This is a genomic window from Rhodobacter sp. CZR27 (assembly GCF_002407205.1).
Classification (GTDB): Bacteria; Pseudomonadota; Alphaproteobacteria; order Rhodobacterales; family Rhodobacteraceae; genus Cereibacter_A.
On record NZ_CP023548.1, the window covers coordinates 1,513,527 to 1,538,947 of the forward strand.

General features: G+C 70.9%; 27 protein-coding genes. 10 read left to right on the forward strand and 17 right to left on the reverse strand.

All coding sequences use genetic code 11. The annotated features are described in order from the left end of the window. Position 1: 1 nt before the first annotated feature. The 10 genes from CK951_RS07360 to CK951_RS21635 all read right to left on the reverse strand — a co-directional run bounded on the left by CK951_RS07360 (position 2) and on the right by CK951_RS21635 (position 6,502). A complete protein-coding gene (locus tag CK951_RS07360) occupies positions 2-736 on the reverse strand; it encodes a DUF2252 family protein (RefSeq protein WP_096785532.1) in 735 nt (244 codons plus the stop codon). Positions 737-789: 53 nt separating this feature from the next. Continuing rightward, positions 790-1,965 (reverse strand): flagellar biosynthesis protein FlhB, encoded by a 1,176-nt coding sequence (gene flhB / locus CK951_RS07365; RefSeq protein ID WP_096785533.1) that lies wholly within the window; start codon positions 1,963-1,965, stop codon positions 790-792. Beyond that, on the reverse strand, positions 1,952-2,752 hold the full coding sequence (gene fliR / locus CK951_RS07370) for a flagellar biosynthetic protein FliR (RefSeq protein WP_096785534.1): 801 nt from the start codon (positions 2,750-2,752) through the stop codon (positions 1,952-1,954). Before fliR ends, flhB begins: the two co-directional genes overlap by 14 nt. Then, entirely contained in the window at positions 2,752-3,018 is a 267-nt protein-coding gene (gene fliQ, locus CK951_RS07375; RefSeq protein ID WP_096785535.1) for a flagellar biosynthesis protein FliQ, read from the reverse strand. Before fliQ ends, fliR begins: the two co-directional genes overlap by 1 nt. After that, positions 3,018-3,746: a flagellar type III secretion system pore protein FliP gene (fliP, locus tag CK951_RS07380; RefSeq protein WP_096785536.1), complete on the reverse strand. Its 729-nt coding sequence runs from the start codon at positions 3,744-3,746 to the stop codon at positions 3,018-3,020. The genes fliQ and fliP overlap by 1 nt, the downstream gene beginning before the upstream one ends. Then, positions 3,743-4,018, reverse strand: coding sequence for a flagellar assembly protein FliO (locus tag CK951_RS07385; RefSeq protein ID WP_096785537.1), 276 nt, complete (start codon positions 4,016-4,018; stop codon positions 3,743-3,745). Before CK951_RS07385 ends, fliP begins: the two co-directional genes overlap by 4 nt. 51 nt (positions 4,019-4,069) lie before the next feature. After that, positions 4,070-4,366, reverse strand: a complete 297-nt coding sequence (gene fliN, locus CK951_RS07390) for a flagellar motor switch protein FliN (protein ID WP_096785538.1) — start codon at positions 4,364-4,366, stop codon at positions 4,070-4,072. 97 nt (positions 4,367-4,463) lie between these two features. Beyond that, entirely contained in the window at positions 4,464-5,435 is a 972-nt protein-coding gene (gene fliM / locus CK951_RS07395) for a flagellar motor switch protein FliM (protein ID WP_096785539.1), read from the reverse strand. A gap of 3 nt (positions 5,436-5,438) precedes the next feature. Continuing rightward, entirely contained in the window at positions 5,439-6,023 is a 585-nt protein-coding gene (fliL, locus tag CK951_RS07400; RefSeq protein WP_096785540.1) for a flagellar basal body-associated protein FliL, read from the reverse strand. 11 nt (positions 6,024-6,034) lie between these two features. Next, positions 6,035-6,502, reverse strand: a complete 468-nt coding sequence (locus CK951_RS21635; protein ID WP_232520711.1) for a flagellar hook-length control protein FliK — start codon at positions 6,500-6,502, stop codon at positions 6,035-6,037. 1,102 nt (positions 6,503-7,604) lie between these two features. On the opposite strand from CK951_RS21635, the gene CK951_RS07410 reads away from it, so the two are divergent. Further along, positions 7,605-7,820: a hypothetical protein gene (locus CK951_RS07410; RefSeq protein WP_096785542.1), complete on the forward strand. Its 216-nt coding sequence runs from the start codon at positions 7,605-7,607 to the stop codon at positions 7,818-7,820. Between the two features lie 49 nt (positions 7,821-7,869). On the opposite strand, the gene CK951_RS07415 is transcribed toward CK951_RS07410, so the two are convergent. The 7 genes from CK951_RS07415 to CK951_RS07445 are packed head-to-tail and all read right to left on the reverse strand — an operon-like array spanning position 7,870 to position 14,586. Continuing rightward, the gene (locus tag CK951_RS07415) at positions 7,870-8,283 is read right to left on the reverse strand and encodes a flagellar biosynthesis protein FliJ (RefSeq protein WP_096785543.1); all 414 of its coding nucleotides are present in this window, start codon (positions 8,281-8,283) and stop codon (positions 7,870-7,872) included. A gap of 1 nt (position 8,284) precedes the next feature. Then, positions 8,285-9,613: a FliI/YscN family ATPase gene (locus CK951_RS07420; protein WP_096785544.1), complete on the reverse strand. Its 1,329-nt coding sequence runs from the start codon at positions 9,611-9,613 to the stop codon at positions 8,285-8,287. Further along, a complete protein-coding gene (locus CK951_RS07425) occupies positions 9,610-10,341 on the reverse strand; it encodes a FliH/SctL family protein (RefSeq protein WP_096785545.1) in 732 nt (243 codons plus the stop codon). The genes CK951_RS07420 and CK951_RS07425 overlap by 4 nt, the downstream gene beginning before the upstream one ends. 3 nt (positions 10,342-10,344) lie before the next feature. Then, positions 10,345-11,367, reverse strand: a complete 1,023-nt coding sequence (fliG, locus tag CK951_RS07430; protein WP_096785546.1) for a flagellar motor switch protein FliG — start codon at positions 11,365-11,367, stop codon at positions 10,345-10,347. Position 11,368: 1 nt separating this feature from the next. Continuing rightward, positions 11,369-13,087 (reverse strand): flagellar basal-body MS-ring/collar protein FliF, encoded by a 1,719-nt coding sequence (gene fliF, locus CK951_RS07435; RefSeq protein ID WP_096785547.1) that lies wholly within the window; start codon positions 13,085-13,087, stop codon positions 11,369-11,371. Between the two features lie 19 nt (positions 13,088-13,106). Continuing rightward, positions 13,107-13,430 carry a flagellar hook-basal body complex protein FliE gene (gene fliE / locus CK951_RS07440; RefSeq protein WP_096785548.1) on the reverse strand — a complete coding sequence of 108 codons (324 nt, stop codon included), beginning with the start codon at positions 13,428-13,430 and terminating at the stop codon, positions 13,107-13,109. 13 nt (positions 13,431-13,443) lie between these two features. Next, positions 13,444-14,586: a sigma 54-interacting transcriptional regulator gene (locus CK951_RS07445; protein WP_096785549.1), complete on the reverse strand. Its 1,143-nt coding sequence runs from the start codon at positions 14,584-14,586 to the stop codon at positions 13,444-13,446. Positions 14,587-14,982: 396 nt separating this feature from the next. Between CK951_RS07445 and CK951_RS07450 the strand changes: the two genes are divergently transcribed. The 9 genes from CK951_RS07450 to CK951_RS07490 all read left to right on the forward strand — a co-directional run bounded on the left by CK951_RS07450 (position 14,983) and on the right by CK951_RS07490 (position 25,323). Next, positions 14,983-15,306: a hypothetical protein gene (locus tag CK951_RS07450; RefSeq protein WP_232520712.1), complete on the forward strand. Its 324-nt coding sequence runs from the start codon at positions 14,983-14,985 to the stop codon at positions 15,304-15,306. 107 nt (positions 15,307-15,413) lie between these two features. Next, positions 15,414-16,613: a chemotaxis protein CheA gene (locus CK951_RS07455; protein ID WP_096785550.1), complete on the forward strand. Its 1,200-nt coding sequence runs from the start codon at positions 15,414-15,416 to the stop codon at positions 16,611-16,613. Beyond that, positions 16,610-17,419 carry a protein-glutamate O-methyltransferase CheR gene (locus tag CK951_RS07460; protein ID WP_096785551.1) on the forward strand — a complete coding sequence of 270 codons (810 nt, stop codon included), beginning with the start codon at positions 16,610-16,612 and terminating at the stop codon, positions 17,417-17,419. Before CK951_RS07455 ends, CK951_RS07460 begins: the two co-directional genes overlap by 4 nt. Then, positions 17,416-18,528: a chemotaxis response regulator protein-glutamate methylesterase gene (locus CK951_RS07465; RefSeq protein WP_096785552.1), complete on the forward strand. Its 1,113-nt coding sequence runs from the start codon at positions 17,416-17,418 to the stop codon at positions 18,526-18,528. Before CK951_RS07460 ends, CK951_RS07465 begins: the two co-directional genes overlap by 4 nt. A 19-nt stretch (positions 18,529-18,547) precedes the next feature. Beyond that, entirely contained in the window at positions 18,548-19,060 is a 513-nt protein-coding gene (locus CK951_RS07470; protein WP_096785553.1) for a chemotaxis protein CheW, read from the forward strand. Positions 19,061-19,063: 3 nt separating this feature from the next. Next, a complete protein-coding gene (locus CK951_RS07475; RefSeq protein WP_198402418.1) occupies positions 19,064-19,795 on the forward strand; it encodes a ParA family protein in 732 nt (243 codons plus the stop codon). Further along, complete coding sequence (locus tag CK951_RS07480) at positions 19,792-21,738, forward strand: methyl-accepting chemotaxis protein (protein WP_096785554.1); 1,947 nt, start codon at positions 19,792-19,794, stop codon at positions 21,736-21,738. Before CK951_RS07475 ends, CK951_RS07480 begins: the two co-directional genes overlap by 4 nt. Positions 21,739-21,789: 51 nt before the next feature. Continuing rightward, complete coding sequence (locus CK951_RS07485) at positions 21,790-22,194, forward strand: response regulator (protein ID WP_011908653.1); 405 nt, start codon at positions 21,790-21,792, stop codon at positions 22,192-22,194. Positions 22,195-22,221: 27 nt separating this feature from the next. Beyond that, a complete protein-coding gene (locus tag CK951_RS07490; protein WP_096785555.1) occupies positions 22,222-25,323 on the forward strand; it encodes an Hpt domain-containing protein in 3,102 nt (1,033 codons plus the stop codon). The last annotated feature ends 98 nt before the right edge of the window (positions 25,324-25,421 follow it).

Sequence of the window (25,421 nt, forward strand, 5' to 3'; positions counted from 1 at the left end):
TTCAGGGAAACCGGATCGGGTTGTCCGCGGGCTTCGGCGCCGGCTGGGCCACCGGCTTCCGGGCGGGCCGGGCGGGCTGTGCGACGGCCCGCGCCGGGGCCGGGGCGGGGGCGGCGACCCGGCGTCCGGCCTTCAGCTCCTCCATCAGGGAGCGCAGTTCGGGGCTTGACCCCGCGCCGGCCTCGATGGCCTTGCGCAGCGAGCCATCGACCTCTCCCAGCGCGGCAAGCAGCGCGTCGCGCGTGCCGGCGAGGCTCTGGTCGACATGGTTCTGGATCGCGCTGGCGAACTGCGGCTCGACCGCGGCGGCCTGCTGTGCGAAACCCTCCAGATCGCCGGCAATCCGTTCGCCCACGCCGTCGATGCTGCCCTTGAGGTCTGCCTCCAGCGTCTCGAGCTTGCCCGACAGCGCCTCGACCTTCCCGATCACCTCGCCCAGCTCGGTCAGGCGGCTGATCATCAGCTCTCCCGCGGCGGCCTGCACTTCGGCCGCCTCGCGCAGATCCGCGACCGAGCGGAAATAGACAAGGCCGCCCAGCAGGACCGCCACGCCGGCCCCGGCAAGGATGCCAAGCGACATCGCCTGCATCCGCCTCTGGCCGAGGGTGATCCGCTCGACGAAAGCCCGGTGCTCGGCCTGCAACTGGTCGAGATCCTGCGCGGCGTCGTTGGCCGCGCTCGCGGCGCTGAGCGCGCGGGCGATGCCGTCGCTGAGGGGATCGGTCTCTTCGGTCATCGCGCCATCTCCTGCACTGCGATCCATGGGGCAAGATCCATGCCAGCCACCCGTCACGCCGGACGGGGGCCGGCATCCGGCCCGTCACCCAGCGGCCGGCCGAATTCGTCGAAGGCTAGGGACACCGGAACCTCGACCTCGGGCAGGTCGGCGGCCTCGCCGCGGTCGAGGCGGTAGACGTGGGCGAGAACCGTCGCCACAGCGCCGTAGAGCGGGTCCGGGATCTCCTGCCCGATGTCGCCGGTGAAGTAGAGCGCGCGGGCCAGAAGCGGCAGGCGCAAGGTCCCGATACCCGCCCGCCTTCCGCGCTCGATGATGTCGAGCGCCATCGGCCCCTTGCCGAGCGCGAGGATCACCGGCGCCGGCGTCTCGCCCGGCACGTAGCGCAGCGCCACCGCGAAGTGGGTCGGGTTGGTCACGATGGCGGTGGCCCTCGGCACGTCGTCAAGCGCGGCCCGGCGCCGCGCGCCGTTGCGCGAGGCCTCCATCTGCATCCGGCGCATCCGGCCCTTCACCTCCGGCGAGCCGTTCGACTCCTTGGATTCCTCCTTCAGCTCCTGCCGCGACATCTTCATCGAGTTCGTCAGGCTCCAGGCCTGCCACGCGAGGTCGAGCCCGCCGATCACCGCAAGCACGACCAGCAGCGCCGACAGCAGATGCAGCAGGCCCGCGCCCATCACCTGCGCCGCATCGCCCGCCTCGGCCGTCCACAGCCGGTCGAGCGGCGCCAGCTCGTCGCGCAGCACCATCACCGCCACGCCGATCAGCAGCGTGACCTTGGCCACCGCCTTCGCCAGTTCCACCAGCGCCTTGGTCGAGACCATGCGTTTCAGCCCGGCCGCCGGATTCACCCGGTCGAAGCGCGGCGACATCGCCTTGGTCGAGACGTTGATGCCGCCCATGCCGAACTGCACCAGAAGCACCAGCGCAAGCAGCGGCGCCGCGACGATCAGACCCGCGACCAGCACCTCGCGCCAGGCCTGCCCGAGCCGGAGAAGCATCGCCGCATCAAGGTCCGTGCCGGGGTTCAGCACGAAATATCCCGACCAGCCGCGCACCAGCCCCGGCAGCGCGCCTTGGGCCAGCACCAGAAGGCCCGTGCCGCCCGCCAGCGTGGCGAAGACGAAGACCTCCTTCGAGGTGACGATGGAGCCGTCCTCGCGCGCCTGCTCGCGGCGCTTCGCGGTCGGCTCCTCGGTCTTTTCCTGCCCGTCGTCACCCTCGGCCATCGGCGCCCGCCAGAAGATCCGAGAGCAGCGTGAGGCTTTCGCCGACCAGCGTCTCGAACGCGCCCATCGTGCCGGGCGCGGTCAGGAACAGCAGGACCAGCGTCGCCGTCATGGTGACGGGAAAGCCGAACGAGAACACGTTGAGTTGCGGCGCCGAGCGGGTGATGACGCCGATCGCCACGTTGATCAGGATGAGCGCGCTGACCACCGGCATCATGATCCGCAGGCCCAGCAGGAACATCCGACCGCCGGCCGCGACACCCGCGCCGACGAAGCCTGCTGCGTCGAACGGCGCGCCCGGCGGCAGGGTCTCGTAGCTTTCCAGCACGATCCGCAGCGCCGCAAGGTGGCCGTCGAGGGCAAGGAACACCATGGTCAGCGACAGGCCGAAGATCTGCGCCACCACAGGCGTCTGCCCGCCCGCCGAGGGATCGACCTGCGCGGCGAAGCCGAGGCCCGCGGTCGAGGCGATGCGGTCGCCGGCCAGCGCCGCTCCGGCAAAGAGGATGGTCAGCACGAGGCCCGCCGAGAGGCCGATCGCCATCTCCTGCGCCATCATCGGCAATGCCTGAAGCGAGGCGAGCACCTCGGTCGGCGGCAGCGCCACGCGGTCCACCACCGGCAGGGTCAGCACGACCGTGGCCACGATCCGCACGGGTAGCGACACGAAGCGGCCCCCGAAGGCGGGCGAGGCGATCAGGAAGGCGCCGATCCGCAGCATGGCGAACAGGAATCGCACCGCCCAGTCGGACAGCCGGACGAGGTCGAGGCCGGGCAGGGTATCCATCAGTGGATCGAGGCGATCGTCTCGAAGACGAAGGCGAAGTAGTCGGTCATCCGGGTCAGCATGAACCCCGAGGCGAGCGCCATGGTCAGCATGACGATGGCGAGCTTGGGCACGAAGCTGAGCGTGGATTCGTTGATCGAGGTGGCGGCCTGCAGCACGCCGATGATCAGGCCCACCACCAGCGCCACGACGAGCACGGGACCGGCTGTCAGCAGGATGTTCCAGTAGGCGATGCGCAGATGCTCGATGCCGCTGTCGAATTCCATTACTGTCCCCCATAGGTCGCGGCGAGCGAGCCGACCGTCAGCGCCCAGCCGTCCACCAGCACGAAGAGCAGCAGCTTGAACGGCAGCGAGACCAGCATCGGCGACAGCATCATCATGCCGAGCGCCATCAGGATCGAGGCGATCACCATGTCGATCACGAGGAAGGGCAGGAACAGAAGGAACCCGATCTGGAAGGCCGTCTTCAGCTCCGAGGTCATGAAGGCCGGCAGGAGCGTGGCGAAGGGCACGTCCTTCGGATCGGCGTAAGGCCCCGCCCCGGACAGGTCCGAGAACATCAGCAGGTCGTTCGCCCGGGTGTTGGCCACGAGGAACTCCTTCATGATCGCGCCGCCCTTCGCGATCGCGGGTTCGGCCTCGATCTGGCCGTCGAGGAAGGGCGAGAGCGCCTCGGAATAGACCGTGGTCAGCGTCGGTTGCATGACGAAGAAGGTCAGGAACAGCGCGAGCGCGATCAGCACCTGGTTGGGCGGCGTCTGCTGCGTTCCGAGCGCCTGCCGCAGGATCGAGAGCACGATGATGATGCGGGTGAAGGCCGACATGCCCAGCACCAGCGAGGGCAGCACCGTCAGCGCGGTCATCAGCACGAGGATCTGCAGCGACAGCGAATAGCTCGTGCCGCCGGTGCCTTCGGTGATGGTGACCGCGGGCAGGCCGGCAGCGGCGGCAGGGCCGGACAGCAGCGAAAGGAGGAGCGCCAGGGGGATCACGGGCGGGCCTCCAGCGGCAGCACCACCGGCGCCGCCCCGCGCGAGCGCAGCACGAGGAACTCGCGCCCGTCCACGGCCAGGATCAGCGCGCGGTCCTGGGGACCCAGAGCAGCGGCCTCGGTCACGCGGATCCGCCCGCCATTCGCGAAGCGCGAAATGCCGGGCGTCTTCAGGATACCGGGTGCCTTCAGCTTCACCACCAGCCACAGAAGGCCGAGAAGCCCGAGGAATAGCCCGAGTGTCAGGATCTGGTCGGGGCGCAGGATGTCCAAGCGAAGCCACTCCTCTGGCAGTTGCCGAAGGGGTGCAACATCCGTGCCGCGTCAGAGGCTTTCGGCGCGCTTCTCCGGCTCGATGATCTGGCCGAAACGGATGCCGAAGCGCTCGCCCACCATCACCACCTCGCCCTTCGCGATGGGGGTGCCGTTCACCAGAACGTCGAGCGGGTCGCCGGCGAGCCGGTCGAGTTCGACCACCGAGCCTTCCGACAGCCGCAGGAGGTCGCGGATCGTCATCTCGGTGCGGCCGACCTCGACGGTCAGGCGAACGCCGATGTTTTCCAGAAGGCGCAGGTTCTCGGCGCCGAGGCGGTCGGAGGAGGGGCGGGGCGTGTCGGTCATTCTCGGTTCCGGTTCATCCGGGCCACGGGGCACCGGGTTCGTTTCGCCTTGCGGCGGGGGGTGCCCCGCGCGCGTCGTCTTCAGCCGGCGGGGCGCATCAGCTGCGGGTCCGCCGGCGGGTCAGGTTCAGCGCGGTCTGTCCGCCACGCTCGCCGGGGGTGGCGTCGAAGATCGGCTGGCCCTCGACCAGCAGCGACACCGTGTCCGACAGCTGCACCGGCAGCACGTCGCCCGGCTGGATCTGCATCAGCTGGCGCAGCGGCACCTCGGGCTCGCAGAGCCGCGCCGAAAGCGTCAGCGGGACCTCGAGGATCGCCCGCTGCAGCTTCTCGCGCCATGTCCGGTCGTCGTCCACGAAATCCGACTGCATCCGCGAGCGCAGCTGCGACGAGATCGGCTTCAGCGTCTGCAACGGATAGAGCACGTCGAAGCTCGCCGGCTCGGTTCCCGGCAGCTGAACCATGAACGAGCAGTTCACGATCATGTCGTCGCCATCGACGAACGAGGCGAACTGCATGGACTCCTCGCGGCTGGCGACGGCGAAGGTCAGTGCCATCAGGTCTCGCCACGCCAGTTGCAGCGCGATGTTCAGCCGGTCGGTCACCAGTTCGATCACCCGCTGCTCGGTCGCGGTGAACTCCGTGCGCGCGCTCTTGATGTGGCGGATCTGGCCGCCGTAGTAGCTGTCGGTCAGAAGCGAGATGAAGGGCGGCGGGATGACGATCATCTGGTTGCCGCGCAACTCCTCGATGCGGCTGGCGGTGATCGAGACGAAGTTGTCCTGGCTCGAGCGGTAGTCGTCGAAGCTGCGCACCTCGGGCGGAAAGGACGAGATCCGCGGCTGCAGCCGCAGCATGGGCAGGAACACGTCGCGCGCCGTGCGGCAGAAGCGTTCGTTGATCATGCGCAGCGCGTGATAGTCGCCGAGCAGGTTGAGGTCGTTCTCGCCGAAGGCATAGGGCCGGACCTCGAGTCCGTTCTCCATGCTCAGGCTGTCGCTGGCCTCCATGAGGTTGCCGACGAGGGCCGCGACCTCCTTGGATGACAGCTTGCGGGGCGTGGCGGCCATGATCTACTGCAGGATGAACGAGGGGAAGAAGACGGCTTCGATCCCGCCGAAGCCTTCGAGCGTCACGAGGCGGGCATTCACCGCATCGCGCACGGCGATGGCCAGCCGGTCGCGGCCCGCCTTGTCCTGCAGTTCCTCCTCGGAGAAGGAGCCGACGACGGCGAGCACGTCCGAGCGCAGCGCGATCTCGTTGCGCGCGACGTTGTCCATCACCTTCTGGTCGTATTGCGTCGAAAGTCCGATGCCCACCTGCAGGAAGCGACGCGAGGCGCGCAGGTTGGTGGTCAGCGGCTCCTTGAACTCGTAATAGCTGGTGACGAAGGTCTCCTGATCGGGCGTCGGCCGCGGCACCTTCTGCGGCGCATTCTCGTCCGGGGTCTCGGCCTGCTGTTCCTGCGCCTCGGGCGCGGCATGCTCGATCAGCCGCATCACGTCCTTGTTGGGCGACAGCGGATTGGCGAAGTAGAAGAAGCCCGCGCCGAAACCTGCGCCCAGCAGCAGCGCGCCCAGCAAAAGCAGTCCCAGCGCCTTCAGCAGGCCCCGCCCACGGCGGGGTTTGCGGTCGATGATGGCGGTTGCATCGGTCACGGGTCGGGTCCTCAGGCGATCAGGTTGACAAGGCCCGCGGCGCGGGCGTCGGTATCGGGGGCGGGGGGCGCGGGCCGGAAGGCCGCGCGGCGCGGGCCGCGTTCGGGCTGGTCCTGCCGGGCGCCAGTGTCGCCCTGGCCCGCCTCGTGCCGGGCGAGGGACAGGCCGCCCTTCTCCAGCAGGTCCGACAGGCGGCCCTCTTGGCCCGCCAGCAGCCGCGCGGCCTCGGGCGTCTCGGTGGTGAAGCTGACGGAGGCGGCGCCGTCGCGCATCTCGACGCGGATCTTCAGCCGTCCCAGCGACTCGGGCGAGAGGACGATCTCCAGCTCCGACAGTCCCGCATCGAGTGCCGCGGCAAGGCGGTCGTCGATCGCCGCCGGCCAGTCCGGTGAGAAGGTCGACAGCGGTTCCGCGCTGCCCGCGCCGGCGGCCGATCCCGCGTCCCGGGTTTCCGGTAGGGAGGTGGCGCGGTCCGCCAAGGGCAGGTCCGGCGGCAGGATGGGGCTCGGTGCACCCGCAGCGGTCGCGGCGGGTCCGGTCTCGCCCGGTCCGGGGCGCGCCGGTGGGGAGACGGGAGTCTCCTGCACATGCGCGGCTGCGACGGGGCCGCTTCGCCGCGGGGCTGCGTTTGGCCGGTCTGCCGAAGGCTCCGCAGGGCCGGGCGTGCCGGCGGCGGGGTCGAGCGCGCTTTGCCGGACCGGCGCGGGGTCCTGTGGCGGCAGCGGGCGGGGCGCGTCCATTGCGGAGGACATCGGCCGCAGGCCTTCCAGTGCGGTCGCACCTCGGTCGGATCGGGGCGCGGGAGGGTGCCCTTCCTGCGGGGTTCCCCGGGGCGCCCCGACGGGACGTTCAGGTCCCGGCGGTTCCGCGAGGGGCTGACCGGCCTCCGCCTCTGCCGGGCCGGCTGCCGCAACCGGCCCCGGCATCGCCGCCGGGGATCGGCCGGCCGCCCGGTAGGCGGAACTGCCGTCGTCCCGCACCTGCGCTGCGCCTTGCGGCAGGGCGGTGCCCTGCGTCTGCGGCCCGATGGCGGGCCCAGAGCGGGGCGTTGTCGATGCAGACGGCCCCGGCAGGTGACCCCCCGCCCGTGCAGCGGCGGAGGCCGGTCCTTCCGCAACGGCAGGCGCGGCGAGGGCAGCCGCACCCGTGTCCGCTGCGGGGACGGACAGGCCGGGGGCGAGATCGACCTGCAGCGCCTCCGCGGGCAGCGTCTCGCCCGACGGTTCCGGCTTTGCGGGCGAGTGGCCGTGCGGGGTCTCGCTCGCCTTGCGCGGGTGCAGCGATGAAGGGGCGCGTCCTTCCGCTGCATTCGGGTGGAGGCCGCCAGGCGGTTCCCCCCGTGCCCCGGCCCACTCGCCCTGTTCCGCAGCCATGGCGGGGTGATCCGCGGACGGTGCGGGCACCAGGTCTTCCGATCTGGCGGTGCTGCGCAGGGCGGTCGGGACGCCGGTCGGCGGGTTCCCCGCGGACCTCAGGCGGAGGCTGCCCGTCGGGATCATGTCGGACGGCGGCGCAGGCTGCCCCGGCAGAGCCTCATGCGGCGACCGCGTCGGGTCCGCGAGCCGCGGCCCATCAGCGGCCATGTCGGTCGCCGGAACCTCGACCGAGGAGGGAGCGGGCACCGGAGCCGCCTCGCCCCCGGCCGCCATGGTGGAGGTGCGCGCCGGCGAGGCCACGACGGTCGCGGCAAGCAGCATCGCGAAAAGATCAGGCGTCGCCGGCACCGCGGGCGCACTGCCCGGTGCCGCGATCCAGTCCTGTCCCTGCGCCTCCGAGATCTTCATGCCTGCCTCCTGACTGCCTCCGATCCTGCAAGTTCGGTGCCAGTGCCGCCCCGGCCCCGGTCTCAGCCGCGGCGTGGGGCGGGGCGCAGGGCATCGGCCTTCGCCAGCCTCTCCTCGGCCTCGGCGGCGCGGGTGGTGGTGGCGGCGTCCTGCAAGTGGCGCGTGCGATGATCCTGTCGCGCCATCTCGGCCTGCGCCTGTGCGAGCGCCAGTTCCAGATCCGCGGCGCGTGCGGCGCTGATCCGGGCCTGCTCGGCGATCTGCAGGTTCAGCCGGTGGGCGCGGAACAGATCGGCCGCAGCGACCGGGCCGCCGCCATCGGTCCGGCGCCCCTCCAGCATCTGCGTCAGCCGCTCGGCCAGGGCTGCAGCTTCGGCATGGCGGTCGCGCGCCTCGCGCAGCGCGCCCTGGGCCTGCATCAGGCGCACCGTCTCGCGCCGGGCCATCAGGCCGAGAAGATGGGATTTACCCCGCATGCTACATCCCCGTCAGCGCGAGCAGCGCGGCGCGGCTTGCGTCGAAATCCGCAGGCTCGTGCGGTCCCTGTCCGATCAGCTCGCGGATCCGCGGCCAGAGTTGCACCGCCTGGTCGAGATCGGCGTCCTGCCCGGCCGCATAGCCGCCCATCAGCATCAGGTCGCGGTTCTCGGTATAAAGCGAGATCAGCTGGCGCAGCCGGGCCGCGGCCTTGCGGTGGCGCTCGTCCACCACGTCGTTCATGGTGCGGCTGACCGAATGCGGGATGTCGATGGCGGGATAGAGGCCCATCTGGGTCTGTCGCCGTGAAAGCACGAAATGCCCGTCAAGGATCGCCCGCGCGGTATCGACCACCGGGTCGTTCGTGGTGTCGTCGCCGTCGGCAAGGACGGTGTAGATCGCGGTGATCGCGCCCTCGCCGGGCAGGCCCGGGCCCGTGCGCTCGATCAGGCCGGGGATCATCGAGACGACCGAGGGCGGATAGCCCTTGGCGGTCGGCTGCTCGCCGAGGGCCAGGCCCACCTCGCGCTGCGCGTGCGCGACGCGCGTCAGGCTGTCCATGATCAGCAGCACCTGCCGCCCCTGCGCGCGGTAGTATTCCGCGATGGCCGTTGCGCGGCGGGCGGCGCGCAGGCGCAGCAGCGGCGATCGGTCGGCGGGCACCGCGACCATGCAGAGCTTGCAGGCCGCTTCGCCCTTCATCACCGAGGCCGCGAAGGCGCCGACCTCGCGCGCGCGTTCGCCGATCAGTCCCACCACGATCACGTCGGCGGCGGTATAGCGCGTCATCATCTCGATCAGCACCGACTTGCCGACGCCCGATCCGGCGACGATGCCGATCCGCTGGCCCTGTCCCACCGTCAGCGCCGCATTGATCGCCCGAACGCCCACGTCCAGCGGGCGGCTGACCGGCGTACGGGCGAGCGGGTTCATCGGACGCCCCGCCAGCGGCCATTCCTCGGGGCAGTCGGGCGGGGCGAGGCCGTCGAGCGGCGCGCCCTCGGCGTCGATCACCCGGCCGAGCAGCGCGGGGCCCACGGCCGCCATCTGCCCGCCGGGGATCAGGCGCACGCGGGCCCCCGCGATCACCGGGGCGCGCATCTGGTCGAGGAACAGCAGGTTGCGCCCCTTGGCGAAACCGATCACCTCGCCCTGAACCTCCGGGCCGGTCTCGGTCTCGACCCGGCAAAGGGCGCCGGGACTGGCCGGAAATCCGGCGCATTCAAGGATCAGCCCGTCGTAGCGGCTGACGCGGCCGGTGACCTGCGGCGCCTGCCGGTGCGGCATCTGGCCAAGATGGTGCTCAATGCTCTCGATCACCGCGTTCATCGTGACCCGCCCAGCAGATCGGCGAGAACGATCCCCTCGGCGCGGATCTCGACATCCCCGCGGGCGAGGCGCGGATCGGGCTGCAGCCGCGCCGCGGCCAGCAGCTCCGACGTGCCGAGATGCGGCGTCATCGCGGCCAGATCGTCGGGGTTCAGCCGAAGGGCGACCTGGCGCAGGCCCTGCGACACGCGGTCGGCCAGCGCCTCGATCCGCGCCACGAAGGTCTCGGGGTGGTCGTCGATGGCAAGCCCCGCCCGCTGGGCGGCAAGCGCGCGCACCGCCTGGTCGATCGCCTCGGCAAGCCGGGCGGTGTCCGCGGCCGCGGGCGAGGCGAGCCGCGCCACCGCGGCCTCGAAGGCGGCACGCGCCGTGGCGAGCGCCGCCTGCGCCTCGGCCCGTCCGGCCAGGTTGCCTTCGGCAAGGCCCGCGGCATGCCCCTCGCGCCAGCCTTCGGCATGGCCCGCCGCGTGCCCCTCGGCCCGCGCAGCCTCCAGGGCCTGCGGGTCCGGCGCCTGAGGCAGCGCCTGCACCTCGGCCGGGTCCGGCTCCGGCAGCAGGATGGCATCCGCCTCGGATGCGATGCCCCGGACGAGACCGGCAAGCGGGGTCGCGCGGAACGGCGTGGCCGGGTCGGGCAGTGAAAGCGGCGTGCGGCCGAATCCGCGCGCGGCAGAGTCGCGGATCATCGCCAGCACGTCCTCGGGACCGATGGGGCTTTGTGCGTTCATGCCTTACACCATCTGTTCGCCGCCGCGGCCGGCGAGGACGATCGTGCCCTCGTCCGACAGCTGCCGGGCCACCGCGATGATCTGCTTCTGGGCCGCCTGCACGTCGGTCAGCCGCACCGGACCCATCGCATCCATCTCGTCGCGGAGGTTGGCGGCCGCGCGGGTGGACATGCAGCCCAGGATCTTCGCCCGCAGCAACTCGTCCGCGCCCTTCAGCGCCAGCACCAGCACGTCGTTCTCGACCGAGCGCAGCAGCGTCTGAAGCGAGCGGTCGTCGGACTTGATGAGGTTGTCGAACACGAACATGTTGTCCTGGATCGACTGCATCAGGTCCTTGTCGTCCTTGCGGATGTCGCGCAGGATCCGCGCCTCGGTCGCGGTGCGGGTGAAGTTCATGATCTTCGCCGCCGCCTTCACGCCGCCGATCTGGCTCGCGCGCATGGTGGTCGAGGCCTTGAACTTGCGCTGCATGACCTGTTCCAGATCGGCCAGCGCCTCGGGCTGAACGGTGTTCAGCGAGGCGATGCGCTGGATTACCTCGGGCTGCACCTCCTCGGGCAGAAGCGTCAGCACCTGCGCCGCCAGCGCATGGTCGAGGCAGGCGATGGTCAGCGCCATGATCTGGGGATGCTCGTCCACCAGAAGCTCGGCGATCGAAGGCGCATCCATCCAATCGAGGATTTCCAGCGGCCGCTCGCTGGATGACTGGCCGATGCGCGAGATCACCGTCTCGGCCTTGTCCTCGCCGAAGGCGGCCGAGAGCACGTTGCGGATATAGCCCGCCGCGCCGAACCCAAGGCCGGTCTGCCGGCGCAGCGTTTCGAGGAAATCCTCGAGCACAAGCGAAAGCGTGTCCTGATCGACGCCCCGCACCGTATACATCGCGGCGCCCAGATGCTGCACCTCGCGCGGGGAAAGGTTGCGCATGATCTGCGCAGCGGTGGCCTCGCCGAACAGCATCAGCAGGATCGCGGCCTTCTGCGTGCCCGACAGCGTCTTGAAGTTGGAGGCGGCGGCTTTGCTCATCTCAGTTCACGGTGTCGAGTTCCGAGGCGATCATCTGGCGGAACGTCGTGGCAATCCGGCCCGCGTCCTCCTCGACCAGCTTGCGGATCACCAGGATCTGCTCCTCGTGGCTTTTGGCGGCGTCGAGCATGTTCTTGGTCAGCGCGCCCTGCCGGGCCTTGAGCCGGGCGCGCACGTCATCGAGGCTTTCGCCTTCGCCAACCTCGACCGCGGCTTCGTCGGGCGTGAGGCCTTGGGTGCCGGCGGCGGCCGGCGCCGGCAGCAGCACGCGGTTCAGGATCGGGCGCACGACGCCAAGGGCGACCACGGCCAGCGCCGCCAGCAGGAACACCTGCCGCGCGACATCCGCGACCCAGGGCTGCGAGGTCCAGCCCGCGGGCTCGGTCGCGATCGTGTCGAGGAAGGGCTGGGCGGTGATCGTCACCGCATCGCCGCGGCCCTCGTCGAAGCCGATGGCCGAGCGGGTCAGCCGTTCCAGGTCCGCCTTCAGCGCATCGGGCAGAAGCGGGGGCGGCGGGGCCTCAGGGTCCTCGGCCGCGGGCTGCGGCTGTGCGCGCACCAGGACCGCCGCGCTGATGCGCATGATGCGGGCGGTGGCGGGCTGGGTGGTCTCGACCTTGCGGCTGATCTCGAAGTTGCGGGTCGATCCGGTGGAGCGGCTGCGAAGCGCGGGCTGCGCCGCCTCAGGCGCCTTCGCCGGAGCCTCGGGCGACAGCTGCGCCTCGGCCGGCGGCGTGTTCGACACCGCGCCGGGGATGCCCTTGGCCTGCGGGTCGGCGCTTTCCTCGACCTGGCTCTGTTCCGACAGCAGCGCCGAACGCTCGGGGTCGACCTGTTCCTCGCGGATCTCCTGCCGGGTGAAGTCCATGTCGATCGTCACCTGCACGGCGAGGTTGCCGGGCCCCGCGATCGGCGTCAGCAGGCTTTCGATGCGGTTGCGGTAGAGCGTCTCCATCTGGACGCGGTGCTGGAGCTGGCGGTCGTTGACCAGCGCGCCGGGATCGTCGGATCCGCGCGACAGAAGGCGCCCCATCTGGTCCACCACCGTCACGTCCTGCCGCGCCATGCCCGGCACCGAGGAGGAGACGAGGTTCACGATCGCCTCGACCTGCGCGCCGTCAAGCGCGCGCCCGGGCGCCACCTGCAGGAAGACGCTGGCCCGCGGCGGTTGGCTGTCGCGCAGGAAGGCCGACCGCTCCGGCAGCGCCAGATGCACCCGCGCTGCCGAAACCGCCGCGATCTCGGTGATCGAGCGGGCAAGGTCCAGCTCCTGCGCCTGCCGGAGCCGCGCGGTCTCGACCGATTTCGAGGTGCCCATCGGCAGGTTGTCCAGCATGACCCCGCCATCGGGCAGGCCCTGCGGCAGGCCCTGCGACGCCAGCAGCATCCGCGCGCGGTGATAGTCGGCCTTGGGCACCGCGATGTCGCCGGTGCGGGCATCGACCACCGCGTCGATCCCGCCGCCGGTCAGCGTGTCGATCACGCGCGCCTTCTCGGCCTCGGGCAGGCCGGGATAAAGCGTCATCCGGGCGGGCTCGCGCATCAGGAACCAGCCGGCGAGCGCCATGGCGGTGATCGACAGGATCACGATGGCGGGCAGGGCGCGGCGCAGGCCCGGCTGGTCGGCAAAGCGCTGCACCTGGGTCAGCGCACCGCGGACCTGCGCCACCAGCGCGTTTTCCGGGCCGCGAACCGCCGGAGGGGTGGGAGAGAGGGCCATCTGTCGGTCTCCCCGGTGCTCAGACCGGCATGTTCATGATGTCGCGGTAGGCGCCGAGCGCCTTGTTCCGCACGTTCAGCGCCAGCTGGAACCCGAGCGACGAGACCTGCTGGCTGATCATCACCTCGGCGAGGTTCGAGCTCTGGCCGGTCTCGAAGGCCGCGGCCTTGTCGCCCGCTTCGGCCTGCGCCTTGGCCAGATCCTGGATCGCGCCGCCAAGGCGTTCGCTGAAGGCGGGGGCCTGTGTCTTCTCGGTCGAAGTGACGGGCTCGGGGCGCTGGGTAGCGGTGGGCCCGTACAGCGCCACCAGCGGCGAGGCGCCGGAGATGCCGTTGATGCTCATGGGTCGGACCTCGTCAGACGGCGGCGAGGTGCAGCGGGCGCACCGGCAGCACCGGGACCGCGTCGATCACGATGTCCGCCGGGGTGATGCGGCCGCCCTCGTGCAGCACCAGCGCGCGCTGGATCACGTTCTCCAGTTCGCGGACGTTGCCGGGCCAGTCATGCGCCAGAAGCGTGTCGAAGGCCTCGGGGGTGATGGTGGGCAGGGCGATGTCGGCCGGGCAGTGCCGGCGCAGAAGCGCCACGGCCAGCGCCGGGATGTCGTCCTCGCGTTCGCAGAGCGGCTTGGTCGCCAGCGGGAAAACGTTCAGGCGATACCACAGATCCTCGCGGAAGCGGCGGGCACGGACCTCGTCGGGCATGTGGCGGTTCGAGGTGGCGATGATGCGCACGTCCACCGGCACCTCGGTCTGGCTGCCGAGCGGCGTCACGCGACGCTCCTGCAGCACGCGCAGGAGCTTCGACTGCAGGCCCATCGGCATTTCCGACACCTCGTCCAGCAGCAGCGTGCCGCCTTCGGCCGCGCGGATGATGCCCTTGTTGGCGCCCGAGGCGCCGGTGAAGGCGCCCTTCTCGTGGCCGAACAGCATGGCTTCCAGCATGTTCTCGGGGATGGCGGCGCAGTTGATCGCGATGAAGGGCGCTCCGGCGCGGCGGCTCGCCTCGTGGACCTTGCGCGCCAGCACCTCCTTGCCCGAGCCGGTCGGGCCGTTCACGAAGACGGTGACGTCGGTGCGGGCCACGCGGGCGGCGAGGTCGATCAGCGCGCCGGTGGCCGCATCGGCCGCCACCATCGCCGAGACCTGCGAAGCCAGAAGGTCCGCCAGCGTCAGCAGGGCCGCGTCGCGATGGGCGGGCTGGCCGGCAGCGGGCGGCAGGGCCACGCGCAGCAGCCGTCCGCCCATCTCGGCCGCGATCGCCAGCGTGGCGGCGCCTTCCTCGACGATCACGACCGAGCGCGCGCCCGCGGCACGGGCCGCCGAGGTGACGGCCGGGGTGCCCCCCAGCGCGGCCTCGTGCCGGGCCGAGCATACAAAGACCGCCACGCCCGCCGCGGACGCGCCGACAGGCTGAAGCCGCACGCGGCGCCGCGCGAGAAGCCCCGCGACGGCGGCTGCGGCGGCAAACTCGGTCTCGATGATCTGGATGTCGGCCATGGCTGCCCCTCGACGTTTCTTGCCTCTTGCCGGACAGGAGGCAGGAGTCGTGCCAGATCGCGCAGGTGCCCGCGAAAAATTTTGCGGGCCTGCTAAAACGGCCCGCGGGCGGGTCGATAGAGCATCCCAGACCGGGTCTCGCGGCCCTCCACCCGCCCATGCGCGTCGAAGATCCGTCGGGGCCCGCCCGGACACGAGGGCTGCACGGCTTTCCGACAGCACTTTCGGCTCGGGGTGGATGACCGCCCGGACGCCGGCCCGACTTTCGCCGCGGCGATACCTGCCGAAGGCTGTGTCGCTGCGGGTGCGCCCATACGAAAGGTTGGGGCGGTTCCATCCGTCAGACGGCTCACATTCCTGCCGTTCGGGTCGTTCTGCGTCGGACGGAACAGAAGAATGCGGGGCCAGAGCGTCATGCTGTCAAAAACGTACCATCTCAAATTCCCGAGTCTCGACGCGGCCCAGATCGCGGTCCCGTTCGTGATCGAGGCGCTCGGGAACGCCATCCCAACCTGCAACCTGAGCGGCCTGAACGTGCTGATCTCCAAGGAAGGCGACGTGTCGATCAACGTCTTCTTCCCGGCGATCGGCGAGCTGAAGAACTTCGAGAAGAAGCACGGCGGCTTCCTCGACACGATGAAGAAGACCTTCCTGTTCAAGTCCACCGGATTTGACGGCGTCTGCATCTTCAACTTCGACCGGAACGAGGAGGCCGCCTGAGCGCGCGTCCCGCGACAGGCATTCGCCATGATCCATCCGGTCTCCGTCATCCTTCCGTGCAGCAGGGCCCAGGCCCCGCACCCCGGCGCCCCACGGGGTGATGGGCCATGAGCGCGGCGACCGATACCGGGCCCGACGGCGGGCTGATGCGCGTTTCGTCCCAGAAGATCAGTCGCCTGATGGATCTGGTGGGGGAACTGTCGCTGTCGGTCTCCGAGACCGTCCATTCGCCCGATCTGGAAGGGCTGGAGTTGGCCGCCTTCGACGCCGCCGTGCACCGCCTGACGATGATCGTGCGCGAGGTGCAGGATGCGGCGACCGAGCTGCGTCTGGTGCCGGTCGACGAGGTCTTCAAGCGCCTGCGCCGCATGGTGCGCGAGCTGGAACGCCAGACCGGCAAGTCGATCGAGATGGTGCTCGAGGGCGAGGATACCGCCATCGACAAGCTGGTGGCCGATCAGCTCTACGACCCGCTCCTGCATGTGGTGCGGAACTCGGCCGACCACGGGCTCGAGACGCCCGACGAGCGGCGCGCCGCCGGCAAGCCCGAAACCGGGCGGATCACGCTTTCCGCCGCCCAGATCGGCAGCGAGGTGCGCATCACCGTGGCCGATGACGGCCGGGGTCTCTCGCGCGACAAGATCCTGAAGCGGGCGCGCGAGCGCGGCCTGTTCGGCCCCGACGAGGAACCCGACCCCGCGACGCTCTGGAAGGTGATCTTCCAGCCCGGTTTCTCGACGGCCGAGACGGTGACGAACCTGTCGGGGCGTGGCGTCGGCATGGACGTGTTGAACGCCACGATGACGGCACTGCGCGGCCGGATCGGCGTGGACAGCCGCGCGGGGCAGGGCAGCGAGGTTTCGCTGCACATCCCGGTCTCGCTTGCCTTCCTCGACTGCATCATCCTGCGCCTGGGCGCACGCCTCTATGCCCTGCCCATCGACGTCGTGTCCGAGATCGTCCAGCCGTCCGCGCCGGACATCATGGGCATCGGCGCCGCGGGCGGGACCGAGATGCTGCGCCTGCGCGGCCGCTGGATCCCGGTCTGCCGGCTGGAGCGGTTCTACGACGAGGCCGGGGCCGATCTGCGCCCGCTGCCCGCGATGGTGCTGGCCGTGGTGGCGACCGCCGACGGACCCATCGCCCTGCCGGTGGACGAGGTGATCGACCGCCAGCAGGTCGTGATGAAGCCGCTCGCCGGCCGTCTGGCGCGGGTGCGGGCCAGCTGGGGCTGCGCGCTGCTCGGCACCGGCGAGGTGGCGCTGGTCCTCGACTGCAACCGCTTGCACGGCGGGGCCGCGGCATGAGCGGGCGCGAGGAAGCGGGATACGAGGCGATCCGCGTCTGGCTGAGCCGGCGCTGCGGGATCACCTTCCCCGAGCACAAGGGCGAGTTGCTGCGCCAGCGCCTGTCGCGGGTCAAGCGGGCCTATGACCTGCCCAGCCTTGCCGACATCGCGATCCGGCTGAACGCCAGCGGGGCGCATGAGCTCGAGCTTGCGGTGATGCACGCGGCCTCGACCAACCACACCTATTTCTGCCGCGAGCCGGACGTGCTCGACGCCTTCCGCTCGCTGGTGCTGCCGGCGCTGGAGGGCCGCGACGAGATCCGGATCTGGAGCGCGGCCTGTTCCAGCGGCGACGAGGCCTATACGATCGCCATGCTGATCGCCGAGACGCTGGGGTCCGAGGCGCTGGCGCGGACCCAGATCCTCGGGACCGACATCAGCGCGCCCATGGTCGAGCAGGCCGAGAAGGGCGTCTACAGCCGCAGGCACCTGGAGTTCGTGCCCGACGCGATGCTGCGGCGCTGGTTCGTGCCGCTGGGCGGTGGCGCCTTTCGCGTCGCGCCCGAGATCGGCGCGGCCTGCACCTTCCGCCGCATGAACCTCAAGACCCGGCCCTATCCGTTCCGCAAGCCGTTCCAGGTCATCTTCTGCCGCAACGTGCTGTATTATTTCGACCGCGAGGACCAGGCCGCCACGCTCGAGGCGATGTGGCAGGCGACCGAGCCGGGCGGCTGGCTGGTCACCAGCGTCAGCGAGAACGTGCGCGACCACGCCGTGGGCTGGCGGACGCTGTCCGGCGGGCTGAACCGGAAGGTGGCGCCATGAGGATCGCGCAGCCGGTCCCGGGGGCCCTCGCGCAGCCTGCACAGGGACGCGAGCCGCGCGTCCGCGTGCTGATCGTCGATGATTCCGCCATGGTGCGGAAGGTGCTGTCGCTCGGGCTGTCGGCCGATCCCCGGCTCGAGGTGGTCGGCACGGCCTCGCATGCCGCCGCGGCGCGGGACTGCATGGCGGAGCTTCGCCCCGACGTGGTGACGCTCGACCTCGAGATGCCGCACATGGACGGGCTGACCTTCCTGCGCAGCTACATGGCGACCGCGCCCGTCCCCACGGTGGTGATCTCGTCGCTGACGCGCGAGAGCGGCGCGCTGGTGATGCGCGCGATGGAGGCGGGGGCGGTGGATATCGTCTCCAAGCCCTCGCTCGGCGTGGGCGAGGGGCTGCCCGCGATCATGTCCGACGTCTGTGCCCGGGTCTGGGCCGCCGCGCAGGCGCGGCCGGGCCTGCCCGGCGGAGCCGCGCCGGTGCTGCACTCGCCCGTGGCGCCCGAGGGCTGGGTCCACGCGGTCGGCGCCTCGACCGGCGGCGTGCAGGCGCTCAGCCGCATCCTGCCGCTCTTCCCGCCGCAGACGCCCGGCATCGTCATCGTGCAGCACATGCCGATGGGTTTCACCGCGCCTTTCGCGCAACGGCTGGACGCGATCTGCCAGATGCGGGTGCGCGAGGCGGTGGACGGCGACTTCGTGCTGCCCGGCCTCGTGCTGATCGCGCCCGGCGGCACGCGCCACATGGAGCTTCAGGCCGCGGCCCGCGGATACCGGGTGCGCCTCGTGCCGGGCGAGCCGGTCTGCTACTCGCGCCCCTCGGTCGATGTGCTGTTCAACTCGGTGGCGCGGCTCGCGGGTCCGCTGTGCTCGGCCGCCCTGCTGACGGGGATGGGCCGCGACGGCGCGGCGGGGCTGCTGGCGATCCGGCGCGCCGGCGGGCGCACCTTCGCGCAGGACGAGGCCAGCTCGGTCGTCTACGGCATGCCCCTTGCAGCACGCGACCTTGGCGCCGCCGAGGAGATCCTGACGCTCGACGACATCCCGGGCCGCATGGCCCAGGCCGCAGCGGCCGCCAGTCCGGCGCGCCGGGCTGCGGCCCATGAGTGACACGAGAGGAGACAGCGACATGGCCGAAGACCTGACCAGCACCGCCCGCGCCGAGGCCCAGCCGCTTTCGGACACGGACAACGTGGACGACATGTATCTGACCTTCGCGCTGGGGCCCGAGGAATACGGCGTGGGCATTGGCCGCGTCACCGAGATCGTGGGCATGCAGCGCATCATGGGCGTGCCGGACGTGCCCGCCTGGATCAAGGGCGTGATCAACCTGCGCGGCAAGGTGATCCCGCTGCTCGACGTGCGGCTGCGCTTCGGCATGCCCGAGCGCCTGTATGACGAGCGCACGGTGATCATCGTGCTAGACGTGGCGGATGCGCCGGTCGGCCTGATCGTGGACGGGGTGAGCGAGGTTCTCGACATCCTGCCGTCGCAGATCGACCGGCCGGGACAGTTCGGCCGTGGATCGAAAAGCCCGGTGATGGGCCTCGCGCGGGTGGGCGAGCGGGTGACGATCCTGCTCGATGCCGAGGTGCTGGTGGGCGACGACGATCTGGCGATCCCGGCCGACATGGTGGCCTGAGACATGCGCGTGATGATCTGCAACCAGAAGGGCGGGGTCGGCAAGACGACGACCGCGGCCAATCTCGGGGCGGCGCTGGCCCGCGCCGGCGGGGGCCGTGTGCTTCTGGTGGACCTCGATCCGCAGATGCACCTGACCGCGAGCCTGGGACTTTCCGGCACAGAGGGTGGCTGGACCGTCGCCGACTGGCTTGCCGGGCGTCCGGGCCGGCCCGCGTCCGTGCCCGGCGAGGCGGACCTGTGGCTGGTGCCCGGCGCCCCCGAGCCGGTCGACATGCCCGAGGGCAGTGCCGATCCGGCGATGTGCGGCGCCGACTGGCTGGTCATCGACGCGCCGCCGAACTGGTCGGGCGCCATCGCGCGGCTGATGCAGGGCGCCGATCTGGTGCTCTGCCCGCTGGAGCCGGATTTCCTCGGGCTTCAGGGCCTGAACCGTCTGTTGCGCACCATGCAGGCGGCGGGCCTCGACTGGAGCCGCCTGCGCCTGCTGGCCACGCGGGTTTCCGACCGCCTTGCCGTGCACCGCGAGGTGCGCGCCCGCCTCGCCGAGCGTTTCGGCGAGAGCTTCCTGCCCGTCGCGATCCGCACCTCGGTCAAGCTGGCCGAGGCGCCGGGACGCGGCCGGACGATCTTCACCCATGCGCCGGGCAGCACCGGCGCGGCCGACCATGCGGAGCTTGCCCGCCTGCTGATGCAGGACGGGCGCCGCGCCAGACGAAAGGGAACCAAGGCATGACTCGCCGTCCGAACAAGGCCGCCGCGGCGCCGGCCGCCGCCTCTGCGCCGCGCCTGACCAACGATCCGCTCGACTGGCTGGAGGCGCCGGCGGAAGCCGCAGCGGCGGCGGAAGCTGCTCCGGCAGCGGAGCCCGAGGCGGCGCGGCCGACAGCCAAGCCGCGCGCCGCCCGGAAGGCCGCCCCTGCCGCGGCCGGCGAGGCCGCGGCGGCGATTGCAGCGCCCGCCCACGCCGGCCCGAGCGACATCGAGCGGCTGGTCGCCGACATGACCGCCATGGCCAATGCCCATGTGAAGGGGGATATCGCGCATTTCCTTGATCCGGCGGCCTATCCCGAGGGGCTTGGCGCCGCCGCGCGCATGGTCAACGAGATGGTGCAAAGCCACATCTCCACCATCTCCGAGGCGCTCGACTGCGTGCGCAGGATGGGCGCGGGCGATCTCGATGCGCCCGTGTCCCGCTTCCCCGGTGCCAAGTCGGCCGCGAATGACGCGATCGAGGCGGTCCGTGCGAACCTGCGCGGGGCACGCCAGTCGGCCGAGGAGGCGGACGCGCAGATCCATCGGCTTCTGGCCGAGGTGAAGGCGATGTCGGCGGCCCATGTCGCGGGCGATGTCGACGTGCGCATGAACGTCGCCGCCTATCCGCAGGACCTGGGCCAAGTCGCGGCGGCGCTGAACGAGATGGTCGAGAGCCAGGTCCAGTCCATCGAGGAGGCCATTCGCTGCTTCGAGGCGATCGGCGAGGGCAACTTCGACGCGCCGATGCGCCAGTGGCCGGGCAAGAAGGTCATGGTGAACCGCGTCATCGACCGCTTCCGCGCCAACATGAAGGCGGTCACCGCCGAGGTCGCGATGCTGTCCGACAGCATCGTCGAGGGCCGGCTGGACCGCGAGGTGGACCTGTCCAAGTTCTCGGGCGACTTCGTCGAGATCGTGCGGTCCTTCGAGCGGACCTACGGCAGCCTGAACGGCGTGTTCCATTCGCTGTCGGTGCAGCTGGAGCAGACGGCGCAGACGGTGATGCAGGTCAGCCAGGCCTCGCAGTCGCTGGCTTCGAACTCGGCCATGCAGTCTTCGTCGGTCGACGAGGTCTCGGCCTCGGCCGAGGAGACCGACAGCCAGGTGAAGGCCAATGCCGCCGCCGCACGGTCGGCGAGCCTGCTGGTCGAGGGCGCCGCCAACGTCGCCGCCGAAGGCCGCGAGAAGGTGACCGAGATGGTGCAGGCGATGGAGGGCATCCGCCTCTCGTCGCAGGGCATCGCGAAGATCATCAAGGTGATCGACGAGATCGCCTTCCAGACCAACCTGCTCGCGCTCAACGCAGCCGTCGAGGCGGCCCGCGCGGGCCAGCATGGCCGCGGCTTTGCGGTGGTGGCGCATGAGGTGCGCAACCTTGCCGGCCGATCCGCCAAGGCCGCCCGCGAGACGTCCGAGCTGATCGAGGATGCGGGCAACCGGGTGCATGCCGGGGTGCGCATCGCGACCGAGACCTCGCGCTCGTTCGTCTCGATCGTGGACGACATCGAGAAGGTGAAGATGCTGGTGCACGACATCGCGCGGGCCTCGGACGAGCAGACCCGTGGCGTGGCGCAGATCTCCTCGGCCATCGGCGATGTGGCAAAGTCGGCGCTGTCGAACAGCCAGCAGGCGGACGAACTCGCCTCGTCGGCGACGCAGATGCAATCGGCCGCCGAGGCGATGCGCACCGAGATCGGCCGCTTCAAGCTGCGCAAGGTCAAGGCTCAGGCACCGGCCGCCTTGCCCGCCCTTGAGGCGCTGCCGCCCGAGATGCTCGCGCAACTGCAGCAGATGGTGGCCGCACAGATGGGCCTTGGGGCTCGTCCGATCACCGCTCCACCCGCCGGTCCGGGGCGGGCGGGATCGAATGGCCACGCGCCCCACAGTGCCGACCGCGACGAGCGCGGCTTCGCAGATTTCTGACCGAGACGCGCCGGGGCCGTCCGGCGCGCCGCAACCTATCGGGAGTAAACCATGCCCTACAACGTCATGATCGTGGACGATGCCGCCATGATGCGGCTCTACATTGCCAGCTTCATCAAGACCCTGCCGGATTTCAAGGTCGTGGCCCAGGCCGCCAACGGGCAGGAGGCGCTGGACAAGCTTGCCGCCCAGCCGAACGTGGACCTGATCCTGCTCGACATCGAGATGCCGGTCATGGACGGGATGGAGTTCCTGCGCCACGCCAAGCTCAAGACCCGGGCCAAGATCTGCATGCTGTCCTCGGTGGCGGTCTCGGGCTCGCCCCATGCCGCGCGGGCGCGCGAGCTGGGCGCGGACGGGGTCGTCGCCAAGCCCTCGGGGACCGTCTCGCACGACCTCGAGGAGAAGACCGGTGACGAGCTGGCCCGCACCATGCGGACGCTGATGGCCGCCTGAGGCGGACCTGCGGAGGGAGGTGACGCCATGTCGGACGAAATGGACGAGATCTGGGCACTCTATGCGGATGACGGCGCGCAGGCGCTCGACGCGATGGAGGCCTCCCTCCTGGCGATCAAGGCGGGCGAGGATCCCGCCGCCCATGTGGGCGCGCTGTTCCGCGCGGTTCACACCTTCAAGGGCAACTCGCGCGTGCTGGGCCTTGCGACGGTCGAAAGCCGGGCGCACCTGTCCGAGGACCTGATCGGTCTGGTCCGGGACGAGGGCGTTCCGATGGATGGCGAGATCGTCGCGATCCTGCTCTTCGCCTCGGACGTGCTGCGGGCGATGCTGGAAGAAACCGCGGCGACGCGGGCCGACGTGGACCCGGGCGGCTCCGAGGACCTGATGGTCCAGCTGGCCGACAAGATCGCGCGGTGCAGGGCAGGGGGAGGTGCGGCGTCCGTGGCGCCGGCGGCCGTCCCTGAACCGGAACCCGCACCCGCCCCGGCCGAGCCTGCCGCGCCCGCGGCGGCCGCTCCCGAGCCCGAACCGGAACCGCGCCCTGCTGCGGTGCCGGCGGCAGTCGAACCGCCGGCATCCTCCGCAGCGCCCGTTCCCTCCGCCGAAGCCGCCGCGGCGCCGGCCGCGCCGCAACCGGCCCGGCAGATTGCCCGCCTTGCCGACGATCCGGCCTACCGGGCGATCTTTCGCGACATGGCGCAGGGTGCGCTGGACCGGTTCCGCAGCCAGATCCCGCGCTTCGGGGCCGAGCCGCAGCCGGCCGCGACCGCCGCGCGCAACGAGGCGGAAGGTCTTCGCCATGCGGCGCGCCAGATGGGGCTGGACGACTGGGAGGAAGCGCTGTCGGCCTTCCTGTCCGGCACGGCGGACCCTGAAACGCTGTCGGCCCTTGTCCTGCGCCTGGATGACCTGATGGACGCGCCCCCGGCGGCCCCGCCGCGGCCGGCGGGCGACCGGCCCTTCTTCGACGTGATCGCCGAGCCGCTGACCCGTGTTGCCGGCATCGGCGTGCGGATTGCCACCGGCGAAAGCCCCGCGCCCGACGAACTTCCGACCGCGCTTGACCCGGCCCGCGCCGCCGCCGCCGCGCAGGGCTACGTCCGGGTGGTCGAGGCGCTCGACCAGCTTCTTCTGGCCAGCGGTGCCGAGGCGTTCCGCCAGGCGCAGCTGAAGCTTTACGAGGAGTTGAGCGCGGTCGAGGCGGTGATGCCGGAGGCCGCCGCCGCGGCCGGGATCAGCCCGCGGCGGATGCTGCGGGCATGGTGTGCCGACCATGTCTTCGAGACGCTCTCGACGCTCGAGGGCGTGCTGAACACCCTGCGGACCTCGCGCAGCGACGCCGACTTCGGCCGCTTCGACCGGCTGATGCGGCTGGCCCACCATGCCTGCGAGCATCACGCGCTGGACACCGCCGCGCAGCTCGCCATGTCGCTCGTGGACCTGTTCAGCCGGGTGCATGCCAACGGCGCCACCCCGGATGCGATGCTCGTACATATCGCGCGTGGCTTCATCGAGACCATCGAGGTCGCCTTCGACGCGCTGGAGCAGGGCGAGACGCCGGCGATGGAGATCCTCGACCGGCTGTTCGAGGAGGCGGCGAACGTCTGCTTCGTCTCGGACGGGCTGATGACCGCGGGCGCGATCGAACGCCGGCTGGGCCTGCCCTCGGACTTCCACCGCGTGCTTTCGCCCGAAAGCGTGCGCGCCGCGGCCGAGGAACTGGAAAAGGGCAAGCGCTTCTACATCATCCGCACCGACATCAACAGCGACGAGCGCACGGCCGAGGCGCTGCTGGACTGGCTGAGCGGCGATCAGGCTCGCTCGATCACCAACGTCACGGTGTTCCGCGGCACCGACACGCTGTTCGACTTCCTGATCTCGTCGCGTCTGGACGAGGCGGACATCATCGAGGCGCTGGTCCGCATGGACCCCTCGGGGCGGCGGCTGAAGCTGACGCAGGCGCTGCGCCCCTCGGCGGCCGAGCCGGAGCCGGTCGAGGTGCCCGGCGACGCGCCGCTCTCGCAGGGCGCCGCGATCACGCCCGAGATGCTCGAGACCATCGGCGAGATCTCGGCAAGCCAGGCGATGGTGCATCACCTGCTGGCGGGTCTCGCCGACAGCGATCTCGCCGACGAAATCGACGCGCTGATGCGCCAGTCCGGGGGCGACTGGATGGCGGCACGGCCCGCGGTGCGCGCCCTGCTCGACCGCCACGCCGAGCGGCTGCAGGAGATCGTGCAGGCCGAGACCGCGCTGACCGCGCAACTCGCCGCCCTTCAGGAAGAAACGGTGACATTGCGCGCCCGCCCTGCCAGCACGGTGCTGCGCCCGCTGCAGACCTTCGTCGAGACGCTGGCGCGCCGCAGTCGCCGCGAGGCGCGGCTGACCTCGGCGGGGGACGAACTCCCGCTCGACCTGTCGCTGCTCGAGCGGTTGCGCGGCCTCCTGCGCGGCCTCTGCGCGATCCGGCTGGAACGGCCCGAGACCGCGCCCACCGCGCTGCACGTCACGCTGCGCCGCGACGAGGAGCGCGTGATGGTGATGCTGCAGGACGATGGCGCGCCGCAGCCCGAGACGCCGGCGCTGGCCGAACTCGTCGCGGGGTTGAAGCGGATGAACGGCAGCTTCCGCGCCGTGCCGCTGCCGGGCGGGGGGATGCGGTTCCACATCGGGCTTCCGCTGTCGATGGTGGTGCTGGAAGGCATGGTCGTGGGTGTCGATGGCGTGCGCTACGTCGTGCCGGTTGATTCGATCCGCACCATCCTTCAGGTCGAAGCCTCGGCCGCGATGACCATCTCGGCCGCCGGAGGCCAGCGTGTGCTGCGGATCGGCGAGAACGAGATCGTGGCGGTGCACGGCCTGCGCGGCCACCCCCCCGAGGGTCGCCGCGACCGGCCCCGGCCCGCGGCGCGCCGGGTGTTCGTCATCCTCTGCACCGGCGGTCGCTCGGTCGCGGTGCCGGTGGACGAACTCGTGGGGCAGCAACTGGTGCTGCTCAGGCCGCTGCGCGGGGTTCTTTCGCGCCTGACGCATCTCACGGGGCTGGCATTGCTGGCCGGCGGCGACGTCGGGATGGTGCTGTCCGCCAACCGGATCTGCGAGCCCGCCCAGGCGGAGGCCGTCTGACCCACTCCTTCGGATGTAGCCTCCCCTGCCCAAAGAAAGCCGGCTGGGGGCATCCGTATCGCAATGCCGCGCGACGATTGATCGCCGGGCAGGGCAAG

Coding starts and splice junctions, on each gene's coding strand:
- CK951_RS07485 (WP_011908653.1), top strand. CDS start 21,790: ATGCCCTACAACGTCATGATCGTGGACGATGCCGCCATGATGCGGCTC.
- CK951_RS07450 (WP_232520712.1), top strand. CDS start 14,983: ATGCGGGGCCAGAGCGTCATGCTGTCAAAAACGTACCATCTCAAATTC.
- fliQ (WP_096785535.1), bottom strand. CDS start 3,018: ATGGAATTCGACAGCGGCATCGAGCATCTGCGCATCGCCTACTGGAAC.
- fliG (WP_096785546.1), bottom strand. CDS start 11,367: ATGAGCAAAGCCGCCGCCTCCAACTTCAAGACGCTGTCGGGCACGCAG.
- CK951_RS07465 (WP_096785552.1), top strand. CDS start 17,416: ATGAGGATCGCGCAGCCGGTCCCGGGGGCCCTCGCGCAGCCTGCACAG.
- CK951_RS07425 (WP_096785545.1), bottom strand. CDS start 10,341: ATGAACGCACAAAGCCCCATCGGTCCCGAGGACGTGCTGGCGATGATC.
- flhB (WP_096785533.1), bottom strand. CDS start 1,965: ATGGCCGAGGGTGACGACGGGCAGGAAAAGACCGAGGAGCCGACCGCG.
- CK951_RS07470 (WP_096785553.1), top strand. CDS start 18,548: ATGGCCGAAGACCTGACCAGCACCGCCCGCGCCGAGGCCCAGCCGCTT.
- CK951_RS07410 (WP_096785542.1), top strand. CDS start 7,605: ATGTCGGTCGCCGGAACCTCGACCGAGGAGGGAGCGGGCACCGGAGCC.
- CK951_RS07475 (WP_198402418.1), top strand. CDS start 19,064: ATGCGCGTGATGATCTGCAACCAGAAGGGCGGGGTCGGCAAGACGACG.
- CK951_RS07360 (WP_096785532.1), bottom strand. CDS start 736: ATGACCGAAGAGACCGATCCCCTCAGCGACGGCATCGCCCGCGCGCTC.
- CK951_RS07415 (WP_096785543.1), bottom strand. CDS start 8,283: ATGCGGGGTAAATCCCATCTTCTCGGCCTGATGGCCCGGCGCGAGACG.
- CK951_RS07420 (WP_096785544.1), bottom strand. CDS start 9,613: ATGAACGCGGTGATCGAGAGCATTGAGCACCATCTTGGCCAGATGCCG.
- fliN (WP_096785538.1), bottom strand. CDS start 4,366: ATGACCGACACGCCCCGCCCCTCCTCCGACCGCCTCGGCGCCGAGAAC.
- CK951_RS07490 (WP_096785555.1), top strand. CDS start 22,222: ATGTCGGACGAAATGGACGAGATCTGGGCACTCTATGCGGATGACGGC.
- CK951_RS07480 (WP_096785554.1), top strand. CDS start 19,792: ATGACTCGCCGTCCGAACAAGGCCGCCGCGGCGCCGGCCGCCGCCTCT.
- CK951_RS07455 (WP_096785550.1), top strand. CDS start 15,414: ATGAGCGCGGCGACCGATACCGGGCCCGACGGCGGGCTGATGCGCGTT.
- fliE (WP_096785548.1), bottom strand. CDS start 13,430: ATGAGCATCAACGGCATCTCCGGCGCCTCGCCGCTGGTGGCGCTGTAC.
- fliM (WP_096785539.1), bottom strand. CDS start 5,435: ATGGCCGCCACGCCCCGCAAGCTGTCATCCAAGGAGGTCGCGGCCCTC.
- CK951_RS07460 (WP_096785551.1), top strand. CDS start 16,610: ATGAGCGGGCGCGAGGAAGCGGGATACGAGGCGATCCGCGTCTGGCTG.
- CK951_RS07445 (WP_096785549.1), bottom strand. CDS start 14,586: ATGGCCGACATCCAGATCATCGAGACCGAGTTTGCCGCCGCAGCCGCC.
- fliF (WP_096785547.1), bottom strand. CDS start 13,087: ATGGCCCTCTCTCCCACCCCTCCGGCGGTTCGCGGCCCGGAAAACGCG.
- fliR (WP_096785534.1), bottom strand. CDS start 2,752: ATGGATACCCTGCCCGGCCTCGACCTCGTCCGGCTGTCCGACTGGGCG.